General features: G+C 72.8%; 14 protein-coding genes. 10 read left to right on the top strand and 4 right to left on the bottom strand.

Annotation, left to right across the window (positions count from 1 at the left end; genetic code table 11):
- Positions 1-33: 33 nt before the first annotated feature.
- On the top strand, positions 34-993 hold the full coding sequence (locus J0911_RS18435; protein WP_207276960.1) for a zinc-binding dehydrogenase: 960 nt from the start codon (positions 34-36) through the stop codon (positions 991-993).
- Between the two features lie 42 nt (positions 994-1,035).
- Here J0911_RS18435 and J0911_RS18430 read toward each other — a convergent pair whose 3' ends face one another.
- The 3 genes from J0911_RS18430 to metX all read right to left on the bottom strand — a co-directional run bounded on the left by J0911_RS18430 (position 1,036) and on the right by metX (position 5,478).
- Entirely contained in the window at positions 1,036-3,228 is a 2,193-nt protein-coding gene (locus tag J0911_RS18430; RefSeq protein ID WP_207276959.1) for a restriction system modified-DNA reader domain-containing protein, read from the bottom strand.
- Positions 3,229-3,546: 318 nt separating this feature from the next.
- Positions 3,547-4,011: a VOC family protein gene (locus J0911_RS18425; RefSeq protein WP_207276958.1), complete on the bottom strand. Its 465-nt coding sequence runs from the start codon at positions 4,009-4,011 to the stop codon at positions 3,547-3,549.
- 216 nt (positions 4,012-4,227) lie between these two features.
- Complete coding sequence (gene metX / locus J0911_RS18420; protein WP_242636995.1) at positions 4,228-5,478, bottom strand: homoserine O-acetyltransferase MetX; 1,251 nt, start codon at positions 5,476-5,478, stop codon at positions 4,228-4,230.
- A 344-nt stretch (positions 5,479-5,822) separates the two neighbouring features.
- Between metX and J0911_RS18415 the strand changes: the two genes are divergently transcribed.
- Positions 5,823-7,304: a C40 family peptidase gene (locus J0911_RS18415; protein WP_207276957.1), complete on the top strand. Its 1,482-nt coding sequence runs from the start codon at positions 5,823-5,825 to the stop codon at positions 7,302-7,304.
- On the opposite strand, the gene J0911_RS18410 is transcribed toward J0911_RS18415, so the two are convergent.
- Positions 7,301-7,798, bottom strand: a complete 498-nt coding sequence (locus tag J0911_RS18410) for an inorganic diphosphatase (protein WP_201850492.1) — start codon at positions 7,796-7,798, stop codon at positions 7,301-7,303. The two genes, J0911_RS18415 and J0911_RS18410, sit on opposite strands and share 4 nt — an antisense overlap.
- Before the next feature lie 249 nt (positions 7,799-8,047).
- Between J0911_RS18410 and dacB the strand changes: the two genes are divergently transcribed.
- The 8 genes from dacB to folK all read left to right on the top strand — a co-directional run bounded on the left by dacB (position 8,048) and on the right by folK (position 18,762).
- Positions 8,048-9,454, top strand: a complete 1,407-nt coding sequence (gene dacB, locus J0911_RS18405) for a D-alanyl-D-alanine carboxypeptidase/D-alanyl-D-alanine endopeptidase (RefSeq protein ID WP_207276956.1) — start codon at positions 8,048-8,050, stop codon at positions 9,452-9,454.
- Positions 9,455-9,524: 70 nt separating this feature from the next.
- The gene (locus J0911_RS18400) at positions 9,525-10,607 is read left to right on the top strand and encodes an Rv3626c family coenzyme F420 biosynthesis-associated protein (protein WP_307865171.1); all 1,083 of its coding nucleotides are present in this window, start codon (positions 9,525-9,527) and stop codon (positions 10,605-10,607) included.
- Positions 10,608-10,621: 14 nt separating this feature from the next.
- Positions 10,622-11,749: a tRNA lysidine(34) synthetase TilS gene (gene tilS, locus J0911_RS18395; RefSeq protein WP_207276955.1), complete on the top strand. Its 1,128-nt coding sequence runs from the start codon at positions 10,622-10,624 to the stop codon at positions 11,747-11,749.
- A gap of 22 nt (positions 11,750-11,771) precedes the next feature.
- Positions 11,772-12,326, top strand: a complete 555-nt coding sequence (hpt, locus tag J0911_RS18390; RefSeq protein ID WP_207276954.1) for a hypoxanthine phosphoribosyltransferase — start codon at positions 11,772-11,774, stop codon at positions 12,324-12,326.
- A 286-nt stretch (positions 12,327-12,612) separates the two neighbouring features.
- Entirely contained in the window at positions 12,613-14,625 is a 2,013-nt protein-coding gene (gene ftsH, locus J0911_RS18385) for an ATP-dependent zinc metalloprotease FtsH (RefSeq protein WP_207276953.1), read from the top strand.
- Positions 14,622-15,245, top strand: a complete 624-nt coding sequence (gene folE / locus J0911_RS18380) for a GTP cyclohydrolase I FolE (RefSeq protein ID WP_207276952.1) — start codon at positions 14,622-14,624, stop codon at positions 15,243-15,245. The genes ftsH and folE overlap by 4 nt, the downstream gene beginning before the upstream one ends.
- Before the next feature lie 14 nt (positions 15,246-15,259).
- The gene (gene folP, locus J0911_RS18375; protein ID WP_207277099.1) at positions 15,260-16,282 is read left to right on the top strand and encodes a dihydropteroate synthase; all 1,023 of its coding nucleotides are present in this window, start codon (positions 15,260-15,262) and stop codon (positions 16,280-16,282) included.
- Complete coding sequence (gene folK, locus J0911_RS18365) at positions 16,279-18,762, top strand: 2-amino-4-hydroxy-6-hydroxymethyldihydropteridine diphosphokinase (RefSeq protein ID WP_307865170.1); 2,484 nt, start codon at positions 16,279-16,281, stop codon at positions 18,760-18,762. The genes folP and folK overlap by 4 nt, the downstream gene beginning before the upstream one ends.

Genomic DNA, 18,762 nt, shown 5'->3' with positions numbered 1-18,762 from the left:
TCCCCGCGCCGGAACGGCAGATAGGTTGTCCGCATGCTTGCCGCGTCCGTGACCTCGTTCTCGCCCGACAGCCCGCTCGACGGTCTGGAGGTGGGTGATGCGCCCGAGCCCGTGGACCGCGAGCACTGGGTCACGGTCGACGTACGCGCCGCGAGCCTCAACCACCACGACCTCTGGTCCCTGCGCGGTGTCGGGCTGCGCCGGCAGCAACTCCCGATGGTCCTCGGCACCGATGCGGCAGGCGTCGCGCCCGACGGCACCGAGGTGGTCGTGCACGGCGTGATCGGCGCGGACGGGCACGGTGTCGGCCCGCGGGAGCGCCGCACGCTGCTGAGCGAGCACTACCCGGGCACGCTCGCGGAGCGGGTCGCCGTCCCCGCCGCGAACCTGATCCCCAAACCGGCCGGTCTCTCGTTCGAGGAGGCCGCGTGCCTCCCGGTGTCGTGGCTCACCGCCTACAGCATGCTGTTCACCGCCGGGGGCCTGGCTCCCGGCGACAGCGTCCTGATCCAGGGTGCCGGTGGCGGCGTGTCCACCGCCGCAGTCCTCCTGGGAGTCGCCGCCGGACTCGAGGTGTTCGTGACCTCGCGCTCCGAGGAGAAGCGTGAGCGGGCGCTGTCCCTCGGCGTCGCCGCGGCGCTGCCCCCGGGCGAGCGCCTGCCTCACCGGGTCGACGTCGTGCTGGAGTCCGTCGGGCAGGCGACGTGGGGACATTCCGTGCGTTCGGTCCGCCCGGGCGGGACGATCACCGTGTGCGGCGCGACGTCGGGTGACGCGTCGCCGGCGGAGCTGACCCGGCTCTTCTTCCAGGAGATCAGGGTCCAGGGCGTCACGATGGGATCCCGCGACGACCTGGCCGCGCTCGTCAACTTCGTGTCACGCCACGACGTGAAACCGCTGATCGACTCCGACCACCGGCTGCGGGACACCTCGGAAGCCATGGCGAGACTCCTCACCGGCACCCAGTTCGGCAAGGTCGTCATCACGACGTAGGCACCCGCCGCCGTCCCGGCCCCGGCTACGTCGACGCCGAACTCAGACGAACCGCTGCTGGAAGGCCTCCGTCAGGCTCGGTCCTTGCTCGCCCACCCTCCAGACGCTCCAACCGTCGGCGGTGTAGGACCCGGAGGCCGCGGTCGCCGCCGTGTCGGGGTGGCGGTACTGCCCGCCGTCGGCCAGTTCGATCACGCCGTTCGGATGGAGCACCGCCTCGTGATGCTGGCTGCGGCGGGGCCGGGACCACACGATCCGGGTGGGAGCACCGAAACTGCGGGCCAGGGCCTCCAGGTCCGGGTCCTCCTCCTCGTCGAACAGCCCCGGTGTGTTGGCGCGGATGCTCTCGTCCGACGGGACGGGCGGGATCTGCGCCTCGGGCGCCTGCCCCGGGAAGGGGGTGGCAGGCGGGGGCGGTAGGTAGTTCGCCTGCGCGTCGGGCGCGGACGGGTAGGCCGGCTGGGCGGGGAACTCGGTCTCGGCCGGGCCGAAGCTCGGGTCGGCGGACCAGTCGTACACCTGCTCCTGTCCGGGCGTACCGGCGTATCCGGCCTCCTGTCCGGAGGCCCCGCCTGGCGCGTACACGGGCTCCTGCCACTGGCTGTCGATCACGGGAGGTTCGAAGGGAGCGGAGTCGATCGGCCCGAACGAGCCGCTCGGCTGCCCGCTGTCGAACGACGGGAATGCCGGCTCGGGCGTCTCCGGGGAAGCCGGGGCGAAGAGGCCCGGGGCCGGGGGCGTCCGTGACGAGTACCCGGCGTCGGAGGGAGCGGCGGGCTGCCAGAGGTTCTCCTCGGCGGGCGGTGCCGGGGCCTCGGGCGCGGGCGGCTCGTGCGACGGAGGCGGCGGCACCGGGGAGTGCGTCGTGAACGGACCCCCTCCGAGTGCCGGTACGTCCTGGCCGTAGAGCGGAGCCGACCCCGGTTCGGCGGGCCCCGACACCGGCGGGCCGGGGTCGAGGGGCGCGGGTGTCGGCGGTGCGTGGTCCGTCACCGGCGGAGCGGGCCGTTCGTCCGGCGCGGAGGCGAAACGGTCCTTGCGCGACCGTCGCCGCACGGGTGTCTGCGAGGGCTTCGGAACGCGCGGCAGGGTGTCGGACGACGGCGCCGACGGGTCGGGATCCTCGCGCCGTGCGGCTGCGGGCGTCGGTGCCGACGCCTGGCCGCCGGGGCCGGGGCGTTCGGGGGAGAGCGGTGCGGGTGTGGACCCGCTCGGCGGGGCCGCCGCCTCGCGATCGGCCATGGCGCGGCGCGCGGAGCGGCTCGGCGGCAGCGTCTCGCGGCCGTTGGCGGGGCTCGGCGTGCTCTCCGTGGCGGACGCCCCCTCGCCGCCGCGGGCGAGGGACCTTCGCAGCCCTCGGGCCGGGTTCCCGCCTCGGCCCGGTGTGGCAGGCGTGGGATCCGATGCCGGTGCGCCCGCCCGGCCGGCGGCATCGGCCGACGCCTGGCGGGATGCTCGCGACTCGTGCGCGACCACGGGCAGCTTTCCGGTCAGCGCGTACCCGACCTTGACCCCCTCGGCGAAGGGGTCCGCGTCGGCTGCCTTCGACCGGGAGGTGAACATGGGCGCGGACGCGACCGTCTCGGGTGTCACGTGGTCCGGCGTGTTCCCCCGCGTGATCGAGCCGCGGTCCGCCTGGCGAGGCGACGGGAGCCCCGGCGGCAGGTGTATCACCAGGGGAGAGACGTCGAGGAAGCGGCGCCCGTCGTCGGACTTGACGACGTCCATCTTCAGCACCTCCACCGGCATGGTGGGCTGGCGCAGGAAGTCGACGGCGTTGAGGATCTCCTGGGGAGCGTTCTGACAGATGATGATGAGCCGCGCGCCTCCGCCGCTCTTCGGGCTGCTCGACTGCGTGATCGGGACGCTGTCGTAGAACTCGGCCACGTCGTGCGCGAAGCTGTGCTGCCCCCCGTGGTACCGGGCGGCCAGCTCGCCCCGCGTGAGACGTCCCGCGGCGCCCGCATGGTCGAGGGCACGCGTCAGCGTCGACTTGTCGAGATCACCGACCAGCTCCACGACGACCGGGAGGCCGGAGGCGTCGAGCGCCAGCAGATGCGGCTCGTCGGGCCCCGAGCCCTGAGCGACCGGGAACACCTGCTCGCCCAGGAGGCCGTCGATGTGTGACTCGACCACGCGATGCGCCGAGGTGTGCACCCCGGGCTCGCCACCCGCCCCGTTCCCCGAACTCTGCACGAGGAAGGGCCGCGTGGCGTCGACCTCGAACAGTGGCATAGCGGCGTTCCCCCGGATCCTCGGCCATGGTCCCGATGACCACGGTCCGCAAAATCTTACGGCGCGTGCCGTGGTGACCTGAAACACGTCTCGGTGAAGGTCCCGTGACGCTTGTCACCCGGGTACGGCACACGTCCTTGCGGCCCATGGCTCGTTCCTCGCGATGCTATGCGCCCGGTTCAGGACATGCTTTCGCCGGCCGTGAACCCGCCGGTCCGGGCGAACCCGCCGACCCGCCGCGAGACCGCCGGCCCCGGTGGTGCGGACGGTCTCGCGCCCGGTGCGCGGACGGTCTCGCGGCGGGCTCGAGGAGGCGCGTCAGCCCTGCTGTCCCGCCGCCACCGCGGCTTCGCTCTCGGGCGTGGCGGCGTCGAACATCCAGGAGATGCCGAACTTGTCCTTCAGCTGGCCGTAGAAGTCGCCCCACGGCGCCTTCTCGAAGGGAAGGATGTCGCTGGCGCCGTCGGACAGCTTCTCGAAGGCCGCGGCGATGTACTCGTGGTCGGCGGACGAGCCGGTGAGCGCGACGGTGACCCCGGCGGTCGGTGCGGCGTAGGGCGGCATGCCCTCCACGTCGGGTGAGTCCGCGGCCATGAGGGTCAGGCCGTTCGGCGTCTCGAGCTGCCCGTGCATGACGAGATTCCCGTCCACGTTCTCCATGCCCGGTGCGGGCATGTCACCGAACGCGCTGATGTCCAGGTCGCCGCCGAGCACCGACTGGTAGAACTCGAGGGCGGCGCGAGCCTCGGTCCGGAAGCTGAGATAGGGGTTGAGCTTGGTCATGATCGTCTCCTCCCGCCGCCGGTGACCGACGGCGTGGTGCGTGTGGACGCAGGATGGACCGGCAGGATTCTGCAGACTCATCGGTACGGCACCGAATTCCCTGATGCGGCCGACTCCTCGGTGCGGCCGGTCCGTTTCCACGGTAGGTGGGCACACCGACATCGACGAGCGGAGCGCCAACGCCCCTGGTCCGATCCCGGCGGCCCGGCCGGGCTCCTACGTCCCGGCGAGGAACTCGCCGACGATGGGGGCGAGCTGGTCGCCTTCCACGAGGAAGCCGTCGTGACCGTAGTCGCTGGTGATGATCCGCAGGGGATCGGCGTGCGGGATGCCGCGCACCAGGCGGGCCGACTGCTCGGGCGGGAAGAGCCGGTCGGAGTCCACCGCGACGACCAGGGTCCGCGTCGAGATCCCGGAGAGCGCCAGCTCCACACCTCCGCGGTCCCGGCCCAGGTCGTGGGAGTTCATGGACTGCGTCAGCACCACGTAGGAGTTCGCGTCGAACCGCCGCGCCAGCTTGTCCCCGTGGTGGTCCAGGTACGACTGCACGGCGAACCGGCCGCCGTCGAACGGGTTCTCGCCGCCCTGCGGCAGGCGGCCGAACCGGGTGTCGAGCTCGGACGAGGTCCGGTACGTCGCGTGCGCGATCTGCCGCGCGATGGCGAGACCGCGGTGCGGACCCGCGTCGTCGGGGGCGTCGTAGTAGTCACCGTCACGGAATCCCGCGTCGGCACGGATCGCGGCGAGCTGCGGGTGAGACCAGGCGATCTGGTCACCGCCCACCTGAGCCGTCGTCGCGATGGCGGCGACGTTCCGCACCTCCACGCCCGCCTCCGGGCCCTGGACGGCCCATTCGAGCGCGCGCAGGCCGCCCATCGAGCCGCCGATGACCAGTTCCCAGCCGTCGATCCCGAGAGCGCGGGCCAGTGCCACCTCGACCGCCACCTGGTCGCGGGTCGTGACGAAGGGGAACCGCCCGCCCCACGGCTGACCGTCGGGCGCCGTGGACGCCGGCCCCGTCGTTCCCTGGCAGCCGCCGAGCGCGTTCGGCGCGACGACGAAGTACCGGTCGGTGTCGACGGGGAGACCGGGACCGACGAGTTCCCGCCACCAGCCGGCCGTCCGGTGCCCGGGGCCGGCATCGCCCGTCACGTGGCTGTCACCGGTGAGTGCGTGCAGCACGAGGACGGCGTTGGAACCGTCCGGTGAGAGCTCGCCCCAGGTCTCGTACGCGACCCGCACGGCAGGGAGCCGCCCGCCCGCTTCCAGCTCGAAGGCGCCGAGATCGGCGAACCGGCGTCGTCCGGGCTCATCGCCCTCCCGCCAGGCGCCGGTCGCGGGGATCGGTGCCTCACCGGGCGCGCGCGGTGGCGCGGCGGGTGCGCTGAGGCCGGTCGCGAACGGCGGGAACGGGACGTCGATCTCGGGGCCGGGTACGGCGGGGACGTGGTGTGCCTCGATCGTCAAGGGACTCTCCTGCGGCTCTCGTGCGGGGTGGGAAGCGAGGGCGCGCACGCCCGCAGGCGTCAGGGTGCGCTGGTGTCAGCTGCACATTCGACGAGTCATGCGCCGCACGCTACCGCGCGGGCAGGCCTGCGGGGAACCCGCGGTCGCATGCTGAGACCAGCATCCGAGACGTGTCGTGCGCTGTCCCCCGTCGCCCGACGAGGCGCCTTTCGGCGTGCGCAATCCGAGAAGTCGGGTGAGCCTGATGGAGGTGCAGGTGATGTGCAAGACGACACGCCGTCGTACACAAGACATGCGCAGCGGTCGGGCGTCATGTGCTGTGTGGCCTGAGCAGGGGGTTGAACATGGCGTCGGAGACTGCGAGCACGAAGCCCGAAGCGATCGGGCACGTGGCGACATGGTGGATCAGCGGCGGCCGGGAGCGCGTGGGCCATCTGGGCTGGCGTGTCCTGGCGGTGCTGGTCCTCGTGATCGCGCTGGTCCTTCCCTGGGGACCGGTCGCGACGGCCGACGACGTCCGCCCGCCGGACGGTCCGACGGCGCAGGAGGCGGCCGAGGCGCGGGACGCGGTCCGTGCCGGAGAACTCGATGTCGCGCAGGCCGAGGCCGCCCTGACGGGTCTGCGCCAGGAACTCGAGGACGCACAGATCCGGGTGCAGGTGGCAGCCGCTGATCACGAGGACGCCGTCGCGGCCCTCGACGCGGCGGAGGCCGAGGTGCGGAAGGCCCGCGAGGCGGCGGAGCGGGCCGGTTCCGCCGAGGCGGAGGCCCGGTCGGCCCTCGCCGCCGTGTACCGGGCCGCGCAGCGTGCCGGCGGGTCGGCGGAGGCCTTCGGACCGCTCGAACTGCTCCTCGAGGCGGAGGACGTCGACGACATGATCGGCCAGGAAGCTGCCGAGCGTGCGGTACGCCGGAAGCTGTCCGCCGCGCTCGACGAGTACTCCGCCGCGCGAGCCAGGTCGGAGTCGGCGGACGCCCGATGGACCGCGGCCCGGGAGGCCCGTGAGACGGCGGAGGCGGAGGCCGAGGCGGCGTACGCGGCGGCCCGGCGGGCCGTCGCCGATCTGGCGGAGCGTACCGAGGCGGCTGAGCGAGACCGGGCGATCCTGCTCGAACGTCTCGCGGACCTGCGGGACACGAGTATCCGGATCGAGCGCGAGCGTGAGCGCGTGCGTGCCGAGGAGGAGCGCGCCGCCCGCGAGGCCGAGGCGCGGGCGGCGCTGGAGGCGGAGCGAGGAGGCTCCGGGGCGTCCGGAACGGATGAGGACTCTGCCCGCGAGCCGGGCGGTGGCGGCCGGGACGGGGACTCCGCCGGGGAACCGCCGTCGGGCGAGAGCCCGCCGGAGCCGGATCCCGGAGGCGGGCTCGAACCCGAACCGGAACCGGATCTTCCGCCCGGCTCGGGGACGGCGCCCGAACCGCCGGCGCCCGACCCGTCCGACCCTTGGCTGGGTACCGCCGCGCAGGGAGAGGCGGCGGTGGCGTGGGCGCGGACCAGGATCGGCTCGCCGTACCTGCTGGGCGGCAGCGGCCCGACGGCGTACGACTGCTCCGGGCTCACGTCCGAGGCGTGGAGGTACGCGGGGCAGTGGATCACCCGGACGTCGCGCTCGCAGTACCTCGCCGTGACCAGGATCGGCTACGACACGCTCCGGCCCGGCGACCTGATCTTCTACGGGACGGATCCGGCGGACCCGCAGAGCATCTACCACGTGGCGATGTACACCGGCGGAGGCCGGATGATCGAGGCCGTGATGCCGGGCGTGGCACTTCGCGAGACGGACCTGCGGTTCTCGGGCGCGATGCCCTACGCCGGCCGGCCCTAGTGCTTGTAGTAGCCCGTCTCCTTGGCGCGCTGGAACGAACGCTCGATCTCGGCCTCGGCCTCGGCGCGACCCGTCCAGTGGGCGCCCTCGACGGACTTGCCCGGCTCCAGGTCCTTGTAGACCTCGAAGAAGTGCTGGATCTCGAGTCGGTGGAAGTCCGAGACGTCATCGATGTCCTGGCGCCAGGCGGCCCGCTGGTCGCCCGTCGGCACGCACAGCACCTTGTCGTCGCCGCCGGCCTCGTCGCGCATGCGGAACATGCCCAACGCGCGGCACTTGATCAGGCAGCCGGGAAAGGTGGGCTCCTCCAGCAGCACCATGGCGTCCAGGGGATCGCCGTCCTCGCCGAGGGTGCCCTCGATGAAGCCGTAGTCGTCGGGGTAGCGCGTGGAGGTGAAAAGCATGCGGTCGAGGCGGATACGTCCGGTCTCGTGGTCGACCTCGTACTTGTTCCGCTGGCCCTTGGGGATCTCGATCGTGACGTCGAACTCCACGCCTCGTGCTCCACTTCTTCGAATGGGTCGCCCCAGGCGATGGCGCCCCGGTGCGGCTGGCTCGCGGCGGCGGCGCCGCGCTCGTCAAGTCTGCCATGGGGAGGTGTCCCGACCGGTCCGAGTGGCGAACATGTGGCGAGTCCCACTCGGCGGATTCGGCATAATGCGGGCTGGGTGGGCTGGTCACGACACGGGCTTTGCTTCCCCTAGGCTTGGCTGTGGGTTCAGCATGACGATGAGGGGAAGCCGATGACCAGGTCAGCGCGGCCGGGTACCGCGGTCGTGGTGCTCCTGGGGCTGCTGGGAGGCTACCTCGCGTTCGACGCGCTCGACGTCGTACCCGGGATGCTGACCACGGCCGAACCCTGGCCCGAGGCCGCACCCTTCCCCACGGCTCCGGGAGCCGTCGAGGCGCCCCCGCCCGAGACCGTCTTCCCCGTGCTGCCGCAGTCGGCGCCCGTGCCGGACGCGGACGACATCCAGAGCGAGGTGGCGGACCTCGTCGGGGACGACCGGCTCGGCTCGCGTGTCGGAGTCGTCGTCGCGGACGCCATCACCGGGGAGACGCTCGGTGCGTCCGACGAGGACCAGCTCATGACCCCGGCCTCGGCGCAGAAGATCCTCACCGGCGTCGCGGCGCTGTCCTCACCCCTCGCGGACCGGACCCTCGCCACGACCGTCGTCCGCAGCGAGGACACGCTCACGCTCGTGGGCGGCGGGGACATGATGCTCGCCGCGGGAAAGGGCAAGCCGGAACAGGTGAACGGGCATGCCGGCCTCGCCGACCTCGCCGACCAGGTGGCCGCCACGCTCCGGGCCGACGGCACGAGCCAGGTCCGGCTCACGATCGACGACACCCTGTTCAGCGGCCCCGCCATCGCGCCCGCGGTGCCGAGCGCGAACATGGCGTACATCGGAGAGGCCGCCCCGCTCGGCGTGAACATCGGACTCGCCGGCGACTCCTACAGCCCCAGCGGCCCCTGGGCCCCCGACCCCGCGCGACGCGCCGGCGAGATCTTCGCCGGCCACCTGCGTGACCGGGGCGTGGAGGTCAGGACGGTGACCCGTGGGACGGCGCCCGAGAGCGCCGAGAAGATCGGTGAGGTGCGGTCCGCGCCGGTGGCCGAGATCACCGAGTTCTTCCTGCACACCTCCAACAACACGATGACCGAGGTGATCTGCCGGCTCGTCGCGGTCGAGGCGGGCGCACCGGGCTCCAACGAGGCCGGCACGGAGGCCGTCACGGCAGCGGTCGAGGAGCTCGGCGTCGACCTGGACGGGGCCGACCTCAAGGACTGCTCCGGTCTCGGCGACGGCTCCCGGCTCAGCGCGAGGCAGCTCGCCGATGTCGTCCGGCTGACGATCGACCCGGCCCATCCCGAACTCCGCGACGTCGCCGTAGGGATGCCGGTCGGAGGGCTGAACGGCACCCTGTACGACCGGTTCCGGGGCGACAACCCCGCACGTGGGCTCGTGCGGGCCAAGACCGGGAGCCTGAGCAAGACACGCGCGCTCGCGGGCACCGTTGTCACCGCCGACCAGCGGCAGCTCGTCTTCGTCGTCCTCGCCGACTCCATCCCGGACTACGCGGAGGGTGCGGTGCCGGTCTACGACGCGTTCGTCGGCTCGCTCGCGGCCTACTCCGTCGCGGCCTGACGCAGTCCCGTCCGGGCAGGCGCCCCCCCGGGCGTCCGTGGCCGTGTCGTCCATCACCTACGGTGGAGCGGTGAAGCCCATCGCGCACGCGTCCTCGACAGCGACCGGCCGACCCGCCGTCGACTGGCCCGCGGCCGCCCGCATCGCGGCCCGGCTCGCCCCACCCGGCCCCGTCGCCCCGCGCCAGCGGCTGCACGACCTGGTCGGAGGGCTGCGGGAGGCCGCCGGCACCGCGGTCGACCACGTGCGCGAGGTCACCCGCATGGCGCCCGACGGCGTCCCCGCGTCCGTCGTGGTCGTCGACCGCGCCTCGTGGGCGCGAGCGAACACGCAGTCGATGGCCACCATGGTCGACGGTATCGAGGACGCCGTCCCGCGGGGTCTCGCGCCCGCGGTCCAGGCGGCGGGGGCCGCCGAGGTGGGCGCGGTGCTCGCGCTCCTCAGCGGGCGCGTGCTCGGCCAGTACGACCCGTACGTGCCAGGGGGCGGACCCGGACGCCTCCTGCTCGTGGCGCCGAACGTGCTCCAGGCCGAGACGTCGATGGGCGTGCCGGCTCGTGACTTCCGCCTGTGGGTGTGCCTGCACGAGCAGACCCACGCCTGGCAGTTCGCCGCCGCGCCGTGGCTCGCCGACCATCTGCGTGACCGCACCAGGGACCTCGTCACCGAACTGACCCGCACCTCCGCCGAACTCGCGAAGGCGCGGATCGACCACAAGCTCGCGGTGGTCGGCAGAGCCGTGCTCGATGCCCTGCGAGGCCGGGGCGACACCCTCGTCGACGGCTTCCTCACGCCCCGGCAGAAGGACGCGCTCGCCGACATCACCGCGGTCATGGCGCTGCTCGAGGGGCACGCGGACGTGATGATGGACGCCGTCGGACCGTCCGTGGTTCCGTCGGTACGCCGGATCCGTGCCCGCTTCGAGCGGCGGCGCGACGGCGAGGGCAGACCCGCGTTCGACGTCGTGGTCCGGCGGCTGCTGGGGATGGACGCGAAGCTCGCCCAGTACCGCGACGGAGCGACCTTCGTACGGGCCGTGGAACGTGCCGTCGGCCGCGACGGCCTCAACGCCGTCTGGGCGGCGCCGGGGAACCTCCCGGACGCGCGCGAGATCTCGGACCCGCGCGCCTGGGTCCGCCGCGTCCACGGCTGAGCGGGAAGCCGACAGTGGCCCAGATCGATCCGGCCGTGAGGCGGGCGCGGAGTGCCGTGCGCGGCGTTCTCGCCGGACTGCCCGCCGGGTCGTTGGTACTCGTGGCCTGCTCGGGCGGGGCCGACAGCCTCGCTCTCGCGGCGGCGCTCGCGTACGAGGCGCCTCGTGCGGGACGGTCGGTGCGCGCCCGGGCGCACGGGGTGCGGGCCGGGGCGGTCGTCGTCGACCACGGCCTGCAGGAGGGGTCCGACGACGTCGCCGCGCGCGCGGCCGAGCAGTGCCGTGGTCTCGGGCTGGACCCGGTGGTGGTGCGCCGGACCGCGCCCACCGAGCGGATGGGCGTGACCGGTGGGCGCGTGCCGGGAGGTCCCGGGCCCGAGGCCGCCGCGAGAACGGCGCGGTACGGGGTGCTGGAGCAGGTCACGGCGGAGACCGGCGCAGAGGTCGTGCTGCTCGGCCACACCCTTGACGACCAGGCCGAACAGGTTCTGCTCGGTCTCGCGCGCGGGGCGGGGGCGAGGTCGCTCGCGGGAATTCCGGCCGAGCGGGGGAGGTACCGGCGCCCGTTCCTCGGACTGCGGCGCACGGACACGGAGGCCGTCTGCGCGGCGTCGGGCCTCGACCACTGGGTGGACCCGACGAACCTCGTCCCGGGCCCGGGACGGGCCGGCGACCCGGGGGACGTCGGTGCCGCGCCGTTGCGGTCGCAGGTCCGCGGGATCGTGATGCCGGTGCTGGAGGACGTGCTCGGCCCCGGCGTCGCGGAGGCACTGGCCCGCAGCGCGAGCCAGCTCCGTGACGACGCCGACGCGCTCGACGCCCTGGCGGCGGACCTGCTGGCCGAGGCGCGCGTCCGGGACGTGGGCGAGTCACCACCGGACGGCACCGGGGGTGCGCTCGGCGCGGGTGACGTCGTTGTGCTCGACGTCACCGTGCTCGCGTCCGTGCCCGCGGCGGTCCGGCGCCGGGCACTGCGTCTCGCGGCGCACGAGGTCACCGCGGCTCCCACGACGGCGCGGCACGTCGAGGCGCTGGACGCGCTCGTCGTGGCCTGGGGCGGGCAGGGGCCCGCCCACCTGCCCGGTGGCGCACGGGTGGAGCGCGCGTGTGGCAGGCTTTTCCTGCGCCGTGAGCGTGCGTAGATCACCAACCCTGGAGCGAGCAGTGGACCAGTCCGACGTCGGCACCGACCTCGAGAAGATCCTCCTCAGCGAGGAGGACCTCGGCAAGAAGCTGGACGAGATGGCGGCGAAGATCGACGAGGACTACGCGGGCCGCGACCTGCTCCTCGTCGGCGTGCTGAAGGGCGCCGTCATGGTGATGGCCGACCTGTCGCGGCGCCTGCACCATCCGATCACGATGGACTGGATGGCGGTGTCGAGCTACGGCTCGGGCACGAAGTCGTCCGGCGTCGTCCGCATCCTCAAGGACCTGGACTCCGACCTCAGCGGGCGGAACGTGCTCATCGTCGAGGACATCATCGACTCCGGCCTGACGCTGTCCTGGCTGGTGTCGAACCTGAGGTCGCGCGGGCCGGCGTCGGTGGAGATCGCGGCCATGCTGCGCAAGCCGGACGCCGCGCAGACCGACGTCGACGTGAAGTACCTGGGGTACGACATCCCGAACGAGTTCGTGGTGGGCTACGGCCTCGACTATGCCGAGAACTATCGGAACCTGCCGTTCGTTGCCACTCTGGCGCCGCACGTGTACAGCGGCTGACGAAGGTCGGCGCGGTGGAGGGCGAGGAACGAGCCGTCCGCCCGGAGTGACCGGACCACGCCGGGAAGCCCGCCGCGCGGCGCCGCGGTGAGCGTGTCGCGCTCTCGGCGAAACGTGACGGGAACCCTCAGGGTTTCCGTGTAGTTTCAAACGAACAACACTTGCTCGCGGCTGACGAAGGCGCGGCGAAGGGCACCGGCCGAGGAACGACGCCGGAGCCCGCAGCCCGACAAGGAAGCCGCGAATCCAACACAGCGGAGGGATGCGGGGCCTCACCCCGTCACCGATGAACATCAAGAAGTTTCTGAGCGGGCCGATCATCTGGGTGATCCTGGCCCTCGTCGTGCTCTCGTTGGCACTGACCTCCCTGCTGCAACCGCAGGTCTCGCGGATCACCACGGCTCAGGGTCTGGAGTTGCTGAACGGCGACACCGTCACCCGGGCGCTCATCGTGGACGGCGAGCAGCGGGTCGAGCTCGAGCTCTCCGAGGACTTCACCGCCGAGGAGGGTGAGCAGCAGGAGGAGGTCGAGCACGGGAGAAGCGTCGAGTTCTTCTACGTGCAGCCGCAGGGCGAGGAGATCGTCGACGCCGTCAAGGAGGCCGACCCGGAGCTCGGCTACAACTCCGAGGTGCCGCAGCCGAGCTTCTGGGGTTCGATGTTCTCGGTGCTGATCCCGTTCCTCGTGATCGGCCTGCTGTTCTGGTTCCTGCTGTCCCGCATGCAGGGCGGCGGCAACCGGGTCATGGGCTTCGGCAAGTCCAAGGCCAAGCTGATCAGCAAGGACATGCCGCAGGTGACCTTCGCCGACGTCGCCGGCGTGGACGAGGCCGTCGAGGAGCTCCAGGAGATCAAGGAGTTCCTGCAGGAGCCCGCCAAGTTTCAGGCCGTCGGCGCGAAGATCCCGAAGGGCGTGCTGCTCTACGGTCCGCCCGGCACCGGCAAGACCCTCATCGCCCGCGCCGTCGCCGGCGAGGCCGGCGTGCCGTTCTACTCGATCTCCGGCTCGGACTTCGTCGAGATGTTCGTCGGTGTGGGTGCCTCCCGCGTGCGTGACCTGTTCGAGCAGGCGAAGCAGAACTCCCCGGCGATCATCTTCGTGGACGAGATCGACGCCGTCGGACGCCACCGCGGCGCCGGTATGGGCGGCGGGCACGACGAGCGCGAGCAGACGCTCAACCAGATGCTGGTCGAGATGGACGGCTTCGACGTCAAGACCAACGTCATCCTGATCGCCGCGACCAACCGCCCGGACATCCTGGACCCGGCGCTGCTCCGCCCGGGCCGCTTCGACCGGCAGGTGGCCGTCGAGGCCCCGGACCTCAAGGGCCGCGAGGCGATCCTCGAGGTGCACGCCGCCGGCAAGCCGATGGTCGACGAGGTCGACCTCAACGCCGTCGCCCGCAGGACCCCGGGCTTCACCGGTGCCGACCTGGCCAACGTGCTCAACGAGGCGGCGCTGCTCACCGCACGCAGCGGCGCCCAGCTCATCGACGACCGTGCCCTCGACGAGGCCATCGACCGCGTGGTCGCCGGCCCGCAGAAGCGCACGCGCGTGATGAACGACAAGGAGCAGAAGATCACCGCGTACCACGAGGGCGGGCACGCGCTGGTCGCGGCCGCCATGCGGTACACGGACCCGGTGACCAAGGTGACCATCCTGCCGCGCGGCCGTGCCCTCGGCTACACGATGGTCATGCCCACGGAGGACAAGTACTCCGTGACCCGCAACGAGCTGCTGGACCAGCTGGCGTACGCGATGGGTGGACGGGTCGCCGAGGAGATCGTGTTCCACGACCCCACGACCGGCGCGGGGAACGACATCGAGAAGGCGACCGGCACCGCCCGCAAGATGGTGACCGAGTACGGCATGAGCGAGCGGGTCGGCGCGATCAAGCTCGGTTCCGGCAACGGGGAGCCGTTCCTCGGGCGCGACTACGGTCACGAGCGTGACTACTCGGAGGCCGTGGCGGGCATCGTCGACGAGGAGGTCCGCCGGCTGATCGAGGCCGCGCACGACGAGGCGTGGGAGGTTCTCACCGAGTACCGCGACGTGCTCGACGACCTGGTGCTGCGCCTCCTGGAGAAGGAGACGCTGAACCAGAAGGAACTGGAGGAGGTCTTCGCCCCGGTCGTGAAGCGTGACGCCCGCGACGTGTGGCTCTCGAGCGAGCAGCGCACGGTGCACACCCGCGGGCCGGTCTCCATGCCGGGGAAGGCCGCGCGGAACGGCGTCCCCGTCACCGGAGCCGACGTCGTCCAGGGCGAGGTCCCCGGCGGTCCGGCGGTATCCGAATGAGCTCCGCCCCGATCTCCCCGGAGGCCGCGGTCGGGCGGCCCGCGGCCGACGTCCCGCCGTACGACGCCGCACGTGTCGAGGCCGCGGTCCGGGAGCTCCTCGTCGCCGTCGGCGAGGACCCGGACCGTGAGGGCCTCAGGGACACGCCGGCCCGTGTGGCCCGCGCGTACGCGGAGACCTTCGCCGGCCTGCGGCAGGAACCGGAGGACGTGCTCACCACGACCTTCGACCTCGGTCACGAGGAGATGGTCCTCGTGAAGGACATCGAGGTCTACTCGACGTGCGAGCACCATCTGGTGCCGTTCCACGGCGTCGCTCACGTGGGGTACATCCCGAACGAGGACGGCTGCATCACAGGGCTCAGCAAGCTGGCTCGCCTCGTCGAGGTGTACGCCAGGCGGCCTCAGGTGCAGGAGCGGATGACGAGCCAGATCGCGGACTCGCTGATGAAGACCCTCCAGCCGCGCGGCGTGATCGTCGTGGTGGAGTGCGAGCACCTGTGCATGTCCATGCGCGGTGTGCGCAAGCCGGGGGCGCGAACCGTGACGTCGGCCGTGCGCGGCCAGATGCGCGATGCCGTGACACGGGCCGAGGCGATGAGCCTGATCATCGGGAAGTGACCGTGGGCGCCACCATGGACGCGCGCGACGCGGAGGTCGCCGGGCTGCCGGAGCTGTCCGGTGCGGGACGCACGCTCGTGATGGGCGTCGTCAACGTGACGCCCGACTCGTTCTCCGACGGTGGCGAGTGGTTCGAGCCGGACACGGCCGTCGCGCACGGGCTCGAGCTGCTCGGCGAGGGGGCGGACGTCCTCGACGTCGGCGGGGAGTCCACCCGTCCCGGGGCAGGGCGGGTGCCGCAGGACCAGGAGCTGGCACGGGTGCTCCCGGTGATCGAGGCCCTGGCGGCGCACGGAGCGATCGTGTCCGTCGACACCACGCGGCCCGCGGTCGCCGAGCGTGCGGTCGCCGCCGGTGCGCGCATCGTGAACGACGTCTCGGGAGGGCTCGCCGAGCCCGCCATGGCACACGTCGTGGCGGAGCTGGGTGTGCCCTATGTCGCGATGCACTGGCGTGGTCACTCCGACGTGATGGACGGACTCGAGAAGTACGACGACGTCGTCGCGGACGTTCGTGACGAACTTGCCGCCCGCATGGACGCTCTGGTGGGAGCAGGTGTGGATGCTGCGCAGATCGTGCTCGACCCCGGGCTCGGATTCGCCAAGGCCGGAGTGCTCAACTGGCCCCTGCTGGCGCACCTGGACGCCCTGGGCTCGCTGGGGCGACCGGTGCTGATCGGGGCGTCGCGCAAGCGCTTCCTCGGGCATCTGCTCGCGCGTCCGGTTCCCGGGGCCTCCGCGACGGGCGGTGACGGGCGATCGGGCGCCGGTGAGCCGGTGCCTCCGCGGGCGCGGGATGACGCCACTGCCGCCGTCTCGGCGCTCTCGGCGGCCGCGGGCGCCTGGTGCGTGCGGGTGCACGCGGTCCGCGCCTCCGCCGACGCCGTGCGTGTCGCGGCGGCCTGGGCGAGAGCGTCGGAGGACGTGACGGACAAGTCCGTGGATTCTCTCACAGACGGCCGAACGGGTGTCGGGGGACTTGCGCGGACCTGGCAGGATTCTCAAACGTGCGACGATCACGGGGGGAGCCCACGGTGACCAACTTTGCGGGAGCGGTGCCGGGTCCGGACGGACGACCACTGGACCAGATCCGGATCACGGGAGTCAACGGGCGCGGACGTCACGGCGTGCTGGCGTCGGAGCGCGCGACCGGCCAGGAGTTCCGGGCCGACGTCGTGCTGCACGTCGACACCCGGGCTGCGGCCGAGGGTGACGACCTGCGGGCCACCGTCAGCTACGCGGACGTGGCGCAGGAGGCGCACGACGTGCTCGTCGGCGAACCGGTCGACCTCGTCGAGACACTGGCCGAGCGGATCGCGGCGGTCGCGCTGGGGCACGGGCCGGTGCACGCCGTGGACGTGACCGTGCACAAGCCGCAGGCTCCGATCCCGGTCTCGTTCACCGACGTGGAGGTCTCGATCCGTCGCGATCGCGTCACGACACCGCCCGTGGTGGGTGCTGCCCCGTTCGCCGACGTGTCGGTGCCGGAGGACCGGTGGCAGGCCGAGCACGCCGACGGGAACGCATCCGCGGGGGAGTTCTCGACACCGCTCGAGCACGCCGAGGCCGCGGCGCCTGCCTCGGCGGAGGCGCCGGCGGTCGATCCCCTGACCGCGCCGATCGCCGACGTCACGGCAGGCGAGATCGCTCCCGCGGCCGAGCCGGGCGGCTGGCCGGCCGACGCCGCCGGCGCGAGCACCCCCGTGTCCGCGGAGAACCTGGTGATCCCCGAGATCGCTCCGGTCGAGCAGGCCGGTACGGCCGACTCGTTCGACACGCGTCGGGCCGAGTTCGAGCAGGCCGGTGCCCCGGAGGAGCAGCCCGGCCCCGTGGTGGAGCAGGCCGCCCCCGTGGCGGAGGCCGACGGGGACCGGCCCCAGGGAGCCGGCATGATCGACGAGGTCCCCTCGGCGGATCACGGGGCACCCGCGTTCGAGCCGCACGTGGACGCGCCCGCGCGGCCCGGTGACGACGACGCGACGGCCCTTCGCCCGGCGTACGACCCCGCGGGGGCCCACGCGCCGGTGTTCGGGGCGCCGGACGCCGGGGCGCAGACCGCGGACGACGCGGTCCCCGGCGCCGAGCAGTACCAGCCCGACCAGTACCAGCCCGAGCGGTATCACCCCGAGCAGTACCCGTCCGAGGCCTATCCGTCCGACGCCCACCAGCCCGGATTCCCGCAGGACCCTCAGCCGTCGTTCCAGCCGGGGCAGGACCACCAGGTGGCCTACGGCGAACAGGCCGACCCGGCCCTCGCGGGCCAGACCGCACAGGGGTTCGCCGGACACCCCGCACCGGTGGCCTCGGGCGGTCAGGCGGTAGCCGGAGACCGGCTGGACGAGGTCCCGGCGGAGCCCGTCGAGGTCGTCCTCGCCCTGGGCGCGAATCTCGGTGATCCGCAGGCGACACTGCGAGCCGCCGTGATGGACCTGGACCGCATCGCTGGCCTCCAGATCACGGAGGTCTCGCCACTTGCCCGCACGGCCGCGGTCGGCGGACCGGAGCAGCCGGACTACCTCAACGCGGTCGTCGTGGCGCGGACCGGCCTCGCTCCGCGCGGGCTGCTGCACGCGTGCCAGGCGATCGAGTACGCGCACGGGCGCACCCGCGAGGAACACTGGGGCCCGCGCAGCCTCGACATCGACATCATCACCTACGGGCTGCTCACGGCTGCCGCGGACGACCTCGAGGTGCCGCACCCGCGGGCCCACGAGCGGGCGTTCGTGCTGGAACCGTGGTCCCAGCTCAAGCCGGACGCGGTGCTACCGGGGCTGGGCGGCGGTCCCGTCGCGCAACTCGCGGCGACGGCCCAGGACCGGCAGGGGATCCGCTGGCTCGCGCTGGACTGGCTGACCGAGTCGAACTCGGGCGCGGACCCGACGGGCGACGTCGAGCCGCAGCCGACCGCGTCCCACCGCCCGTACGATCCGCCCGCCGAGGCGCAGCCCGCGCCGTCCGGCCCGGACCAGCACTACCCGGACCAGCAGTATCAGGACCAGCAGAGGCAGCAGGAGCCGTCGCCGCACGACCAGGGCGGCCACGGAGGCCCGAGGCAGCAGCCCGACCACGGCTCTGCCGGTCCCTATCAGCAGGCGCAGGACGGCTTCCATCCGCCGGATCCGTTCCAGCAGGGGCAGAACGGCGCGCCGCGGCAGCACCCGCAGGGTTTCGGCCCGGACGGTGCGCGTCACTCGCAGGCCTCCGGTCCCGTGCCCCCACCGGAGGAGGCGCTCGTCCCGGCGCCGCACGCTTCCGCCACGGATCATCGGGCGCCGCACACGCCGCCCGCCGCGCCGCTCGTGCCGTCCGCGGTCCGTGAGACGGCGCACCACGACCTCTCGCGGGAGCAGGTTCCGGTCGATCCGGTCCACCCCGTGTTCGCCCCCGTGCGGCCGCAGCCGGGCGATGTCCCCTTCGCCCCGGTGAACCCGGCTGCCGACCAGCACGGGGCGCAGCCCGCCGACGACCGGCCCGCCTGGGCTCCGGTCCGGAGCGACGAGCACGGACATCGCGGCTGA

The sequence above is a fragment of the Myceligenerans salitolerans genome, from assembly GCF_017349295.1.
Taxonomy (GTDB): domain Bacteria; phylum Actinomycetota; class Actinomycetes; order Actinomycetales; family Cellulomonadaceae; genus Myceligenerans; species Myceligenerans salitolerans.
Note: the sequence above shows the minus strand (reverse complement) of the source record. Positions and strands in the feature narration are given on the sequence as shown.

Excerpts from the sequence above, each read along its gene's own strand:
- J0911_RS18435 (WP_207276960.1), top strand. The coding sequence starts at position 34 with ATGCTTGCCGCGTCCGTGACCTCGTTCTCGCCCGACAGCCCGCTCGAC.
- J0911_RS18430 (WP_207276959.1), bottom strand. The coding sequence starts at position 3,228 with ATGCCACTGTTCGAGGTCGACGCCACGCGGCCCTTCCTCGTGCAGAGT.
- J0911_RS18425 (WP_207276958.1), bottom strand. The coding sequence starts at position 4,011 with ATGACCAAGCTCAACCCCTATCTCAGCTTCCGGACCGAGGCTCGCGCC.
- J0911_RS18415 (WP_207276957.1), top strand. The coding sequence starts at position 5,823 with ATGGCGTCGGAGACTGCGAGCACGAAGCCCGAAGCGATCGGGCACGTG.
- dacB (WP_207276956.1), top strand. The coding sequence starts at position 8,048 with ATGACCAGGTCAGCGCGGCCGGGTACCGCGGTCGTGGTGCTCCTGGGG.
- ftsH (WP_207276953.1), top strand. The coding sequence starts at position 12,613 with ATGAACATCAAGAAGTTTCTGAGCGGGCCGATCATCTGGGTGATCCTG.
- folE (WP_207276952.1), top strand. The coding sequence starts at position 14,622 with ATGAGCTCCGCCCCGATCTCCCCGGAGGCCGCGGTCGGGCGGCCCGCG.
- folP (WP_207277099.1), top strand. The coding sequence starts at position 15,260 with ATGGACGCGCGCGACGCGGAGGTCGCCGGGCTGCCGGAGCTGTCCGGT.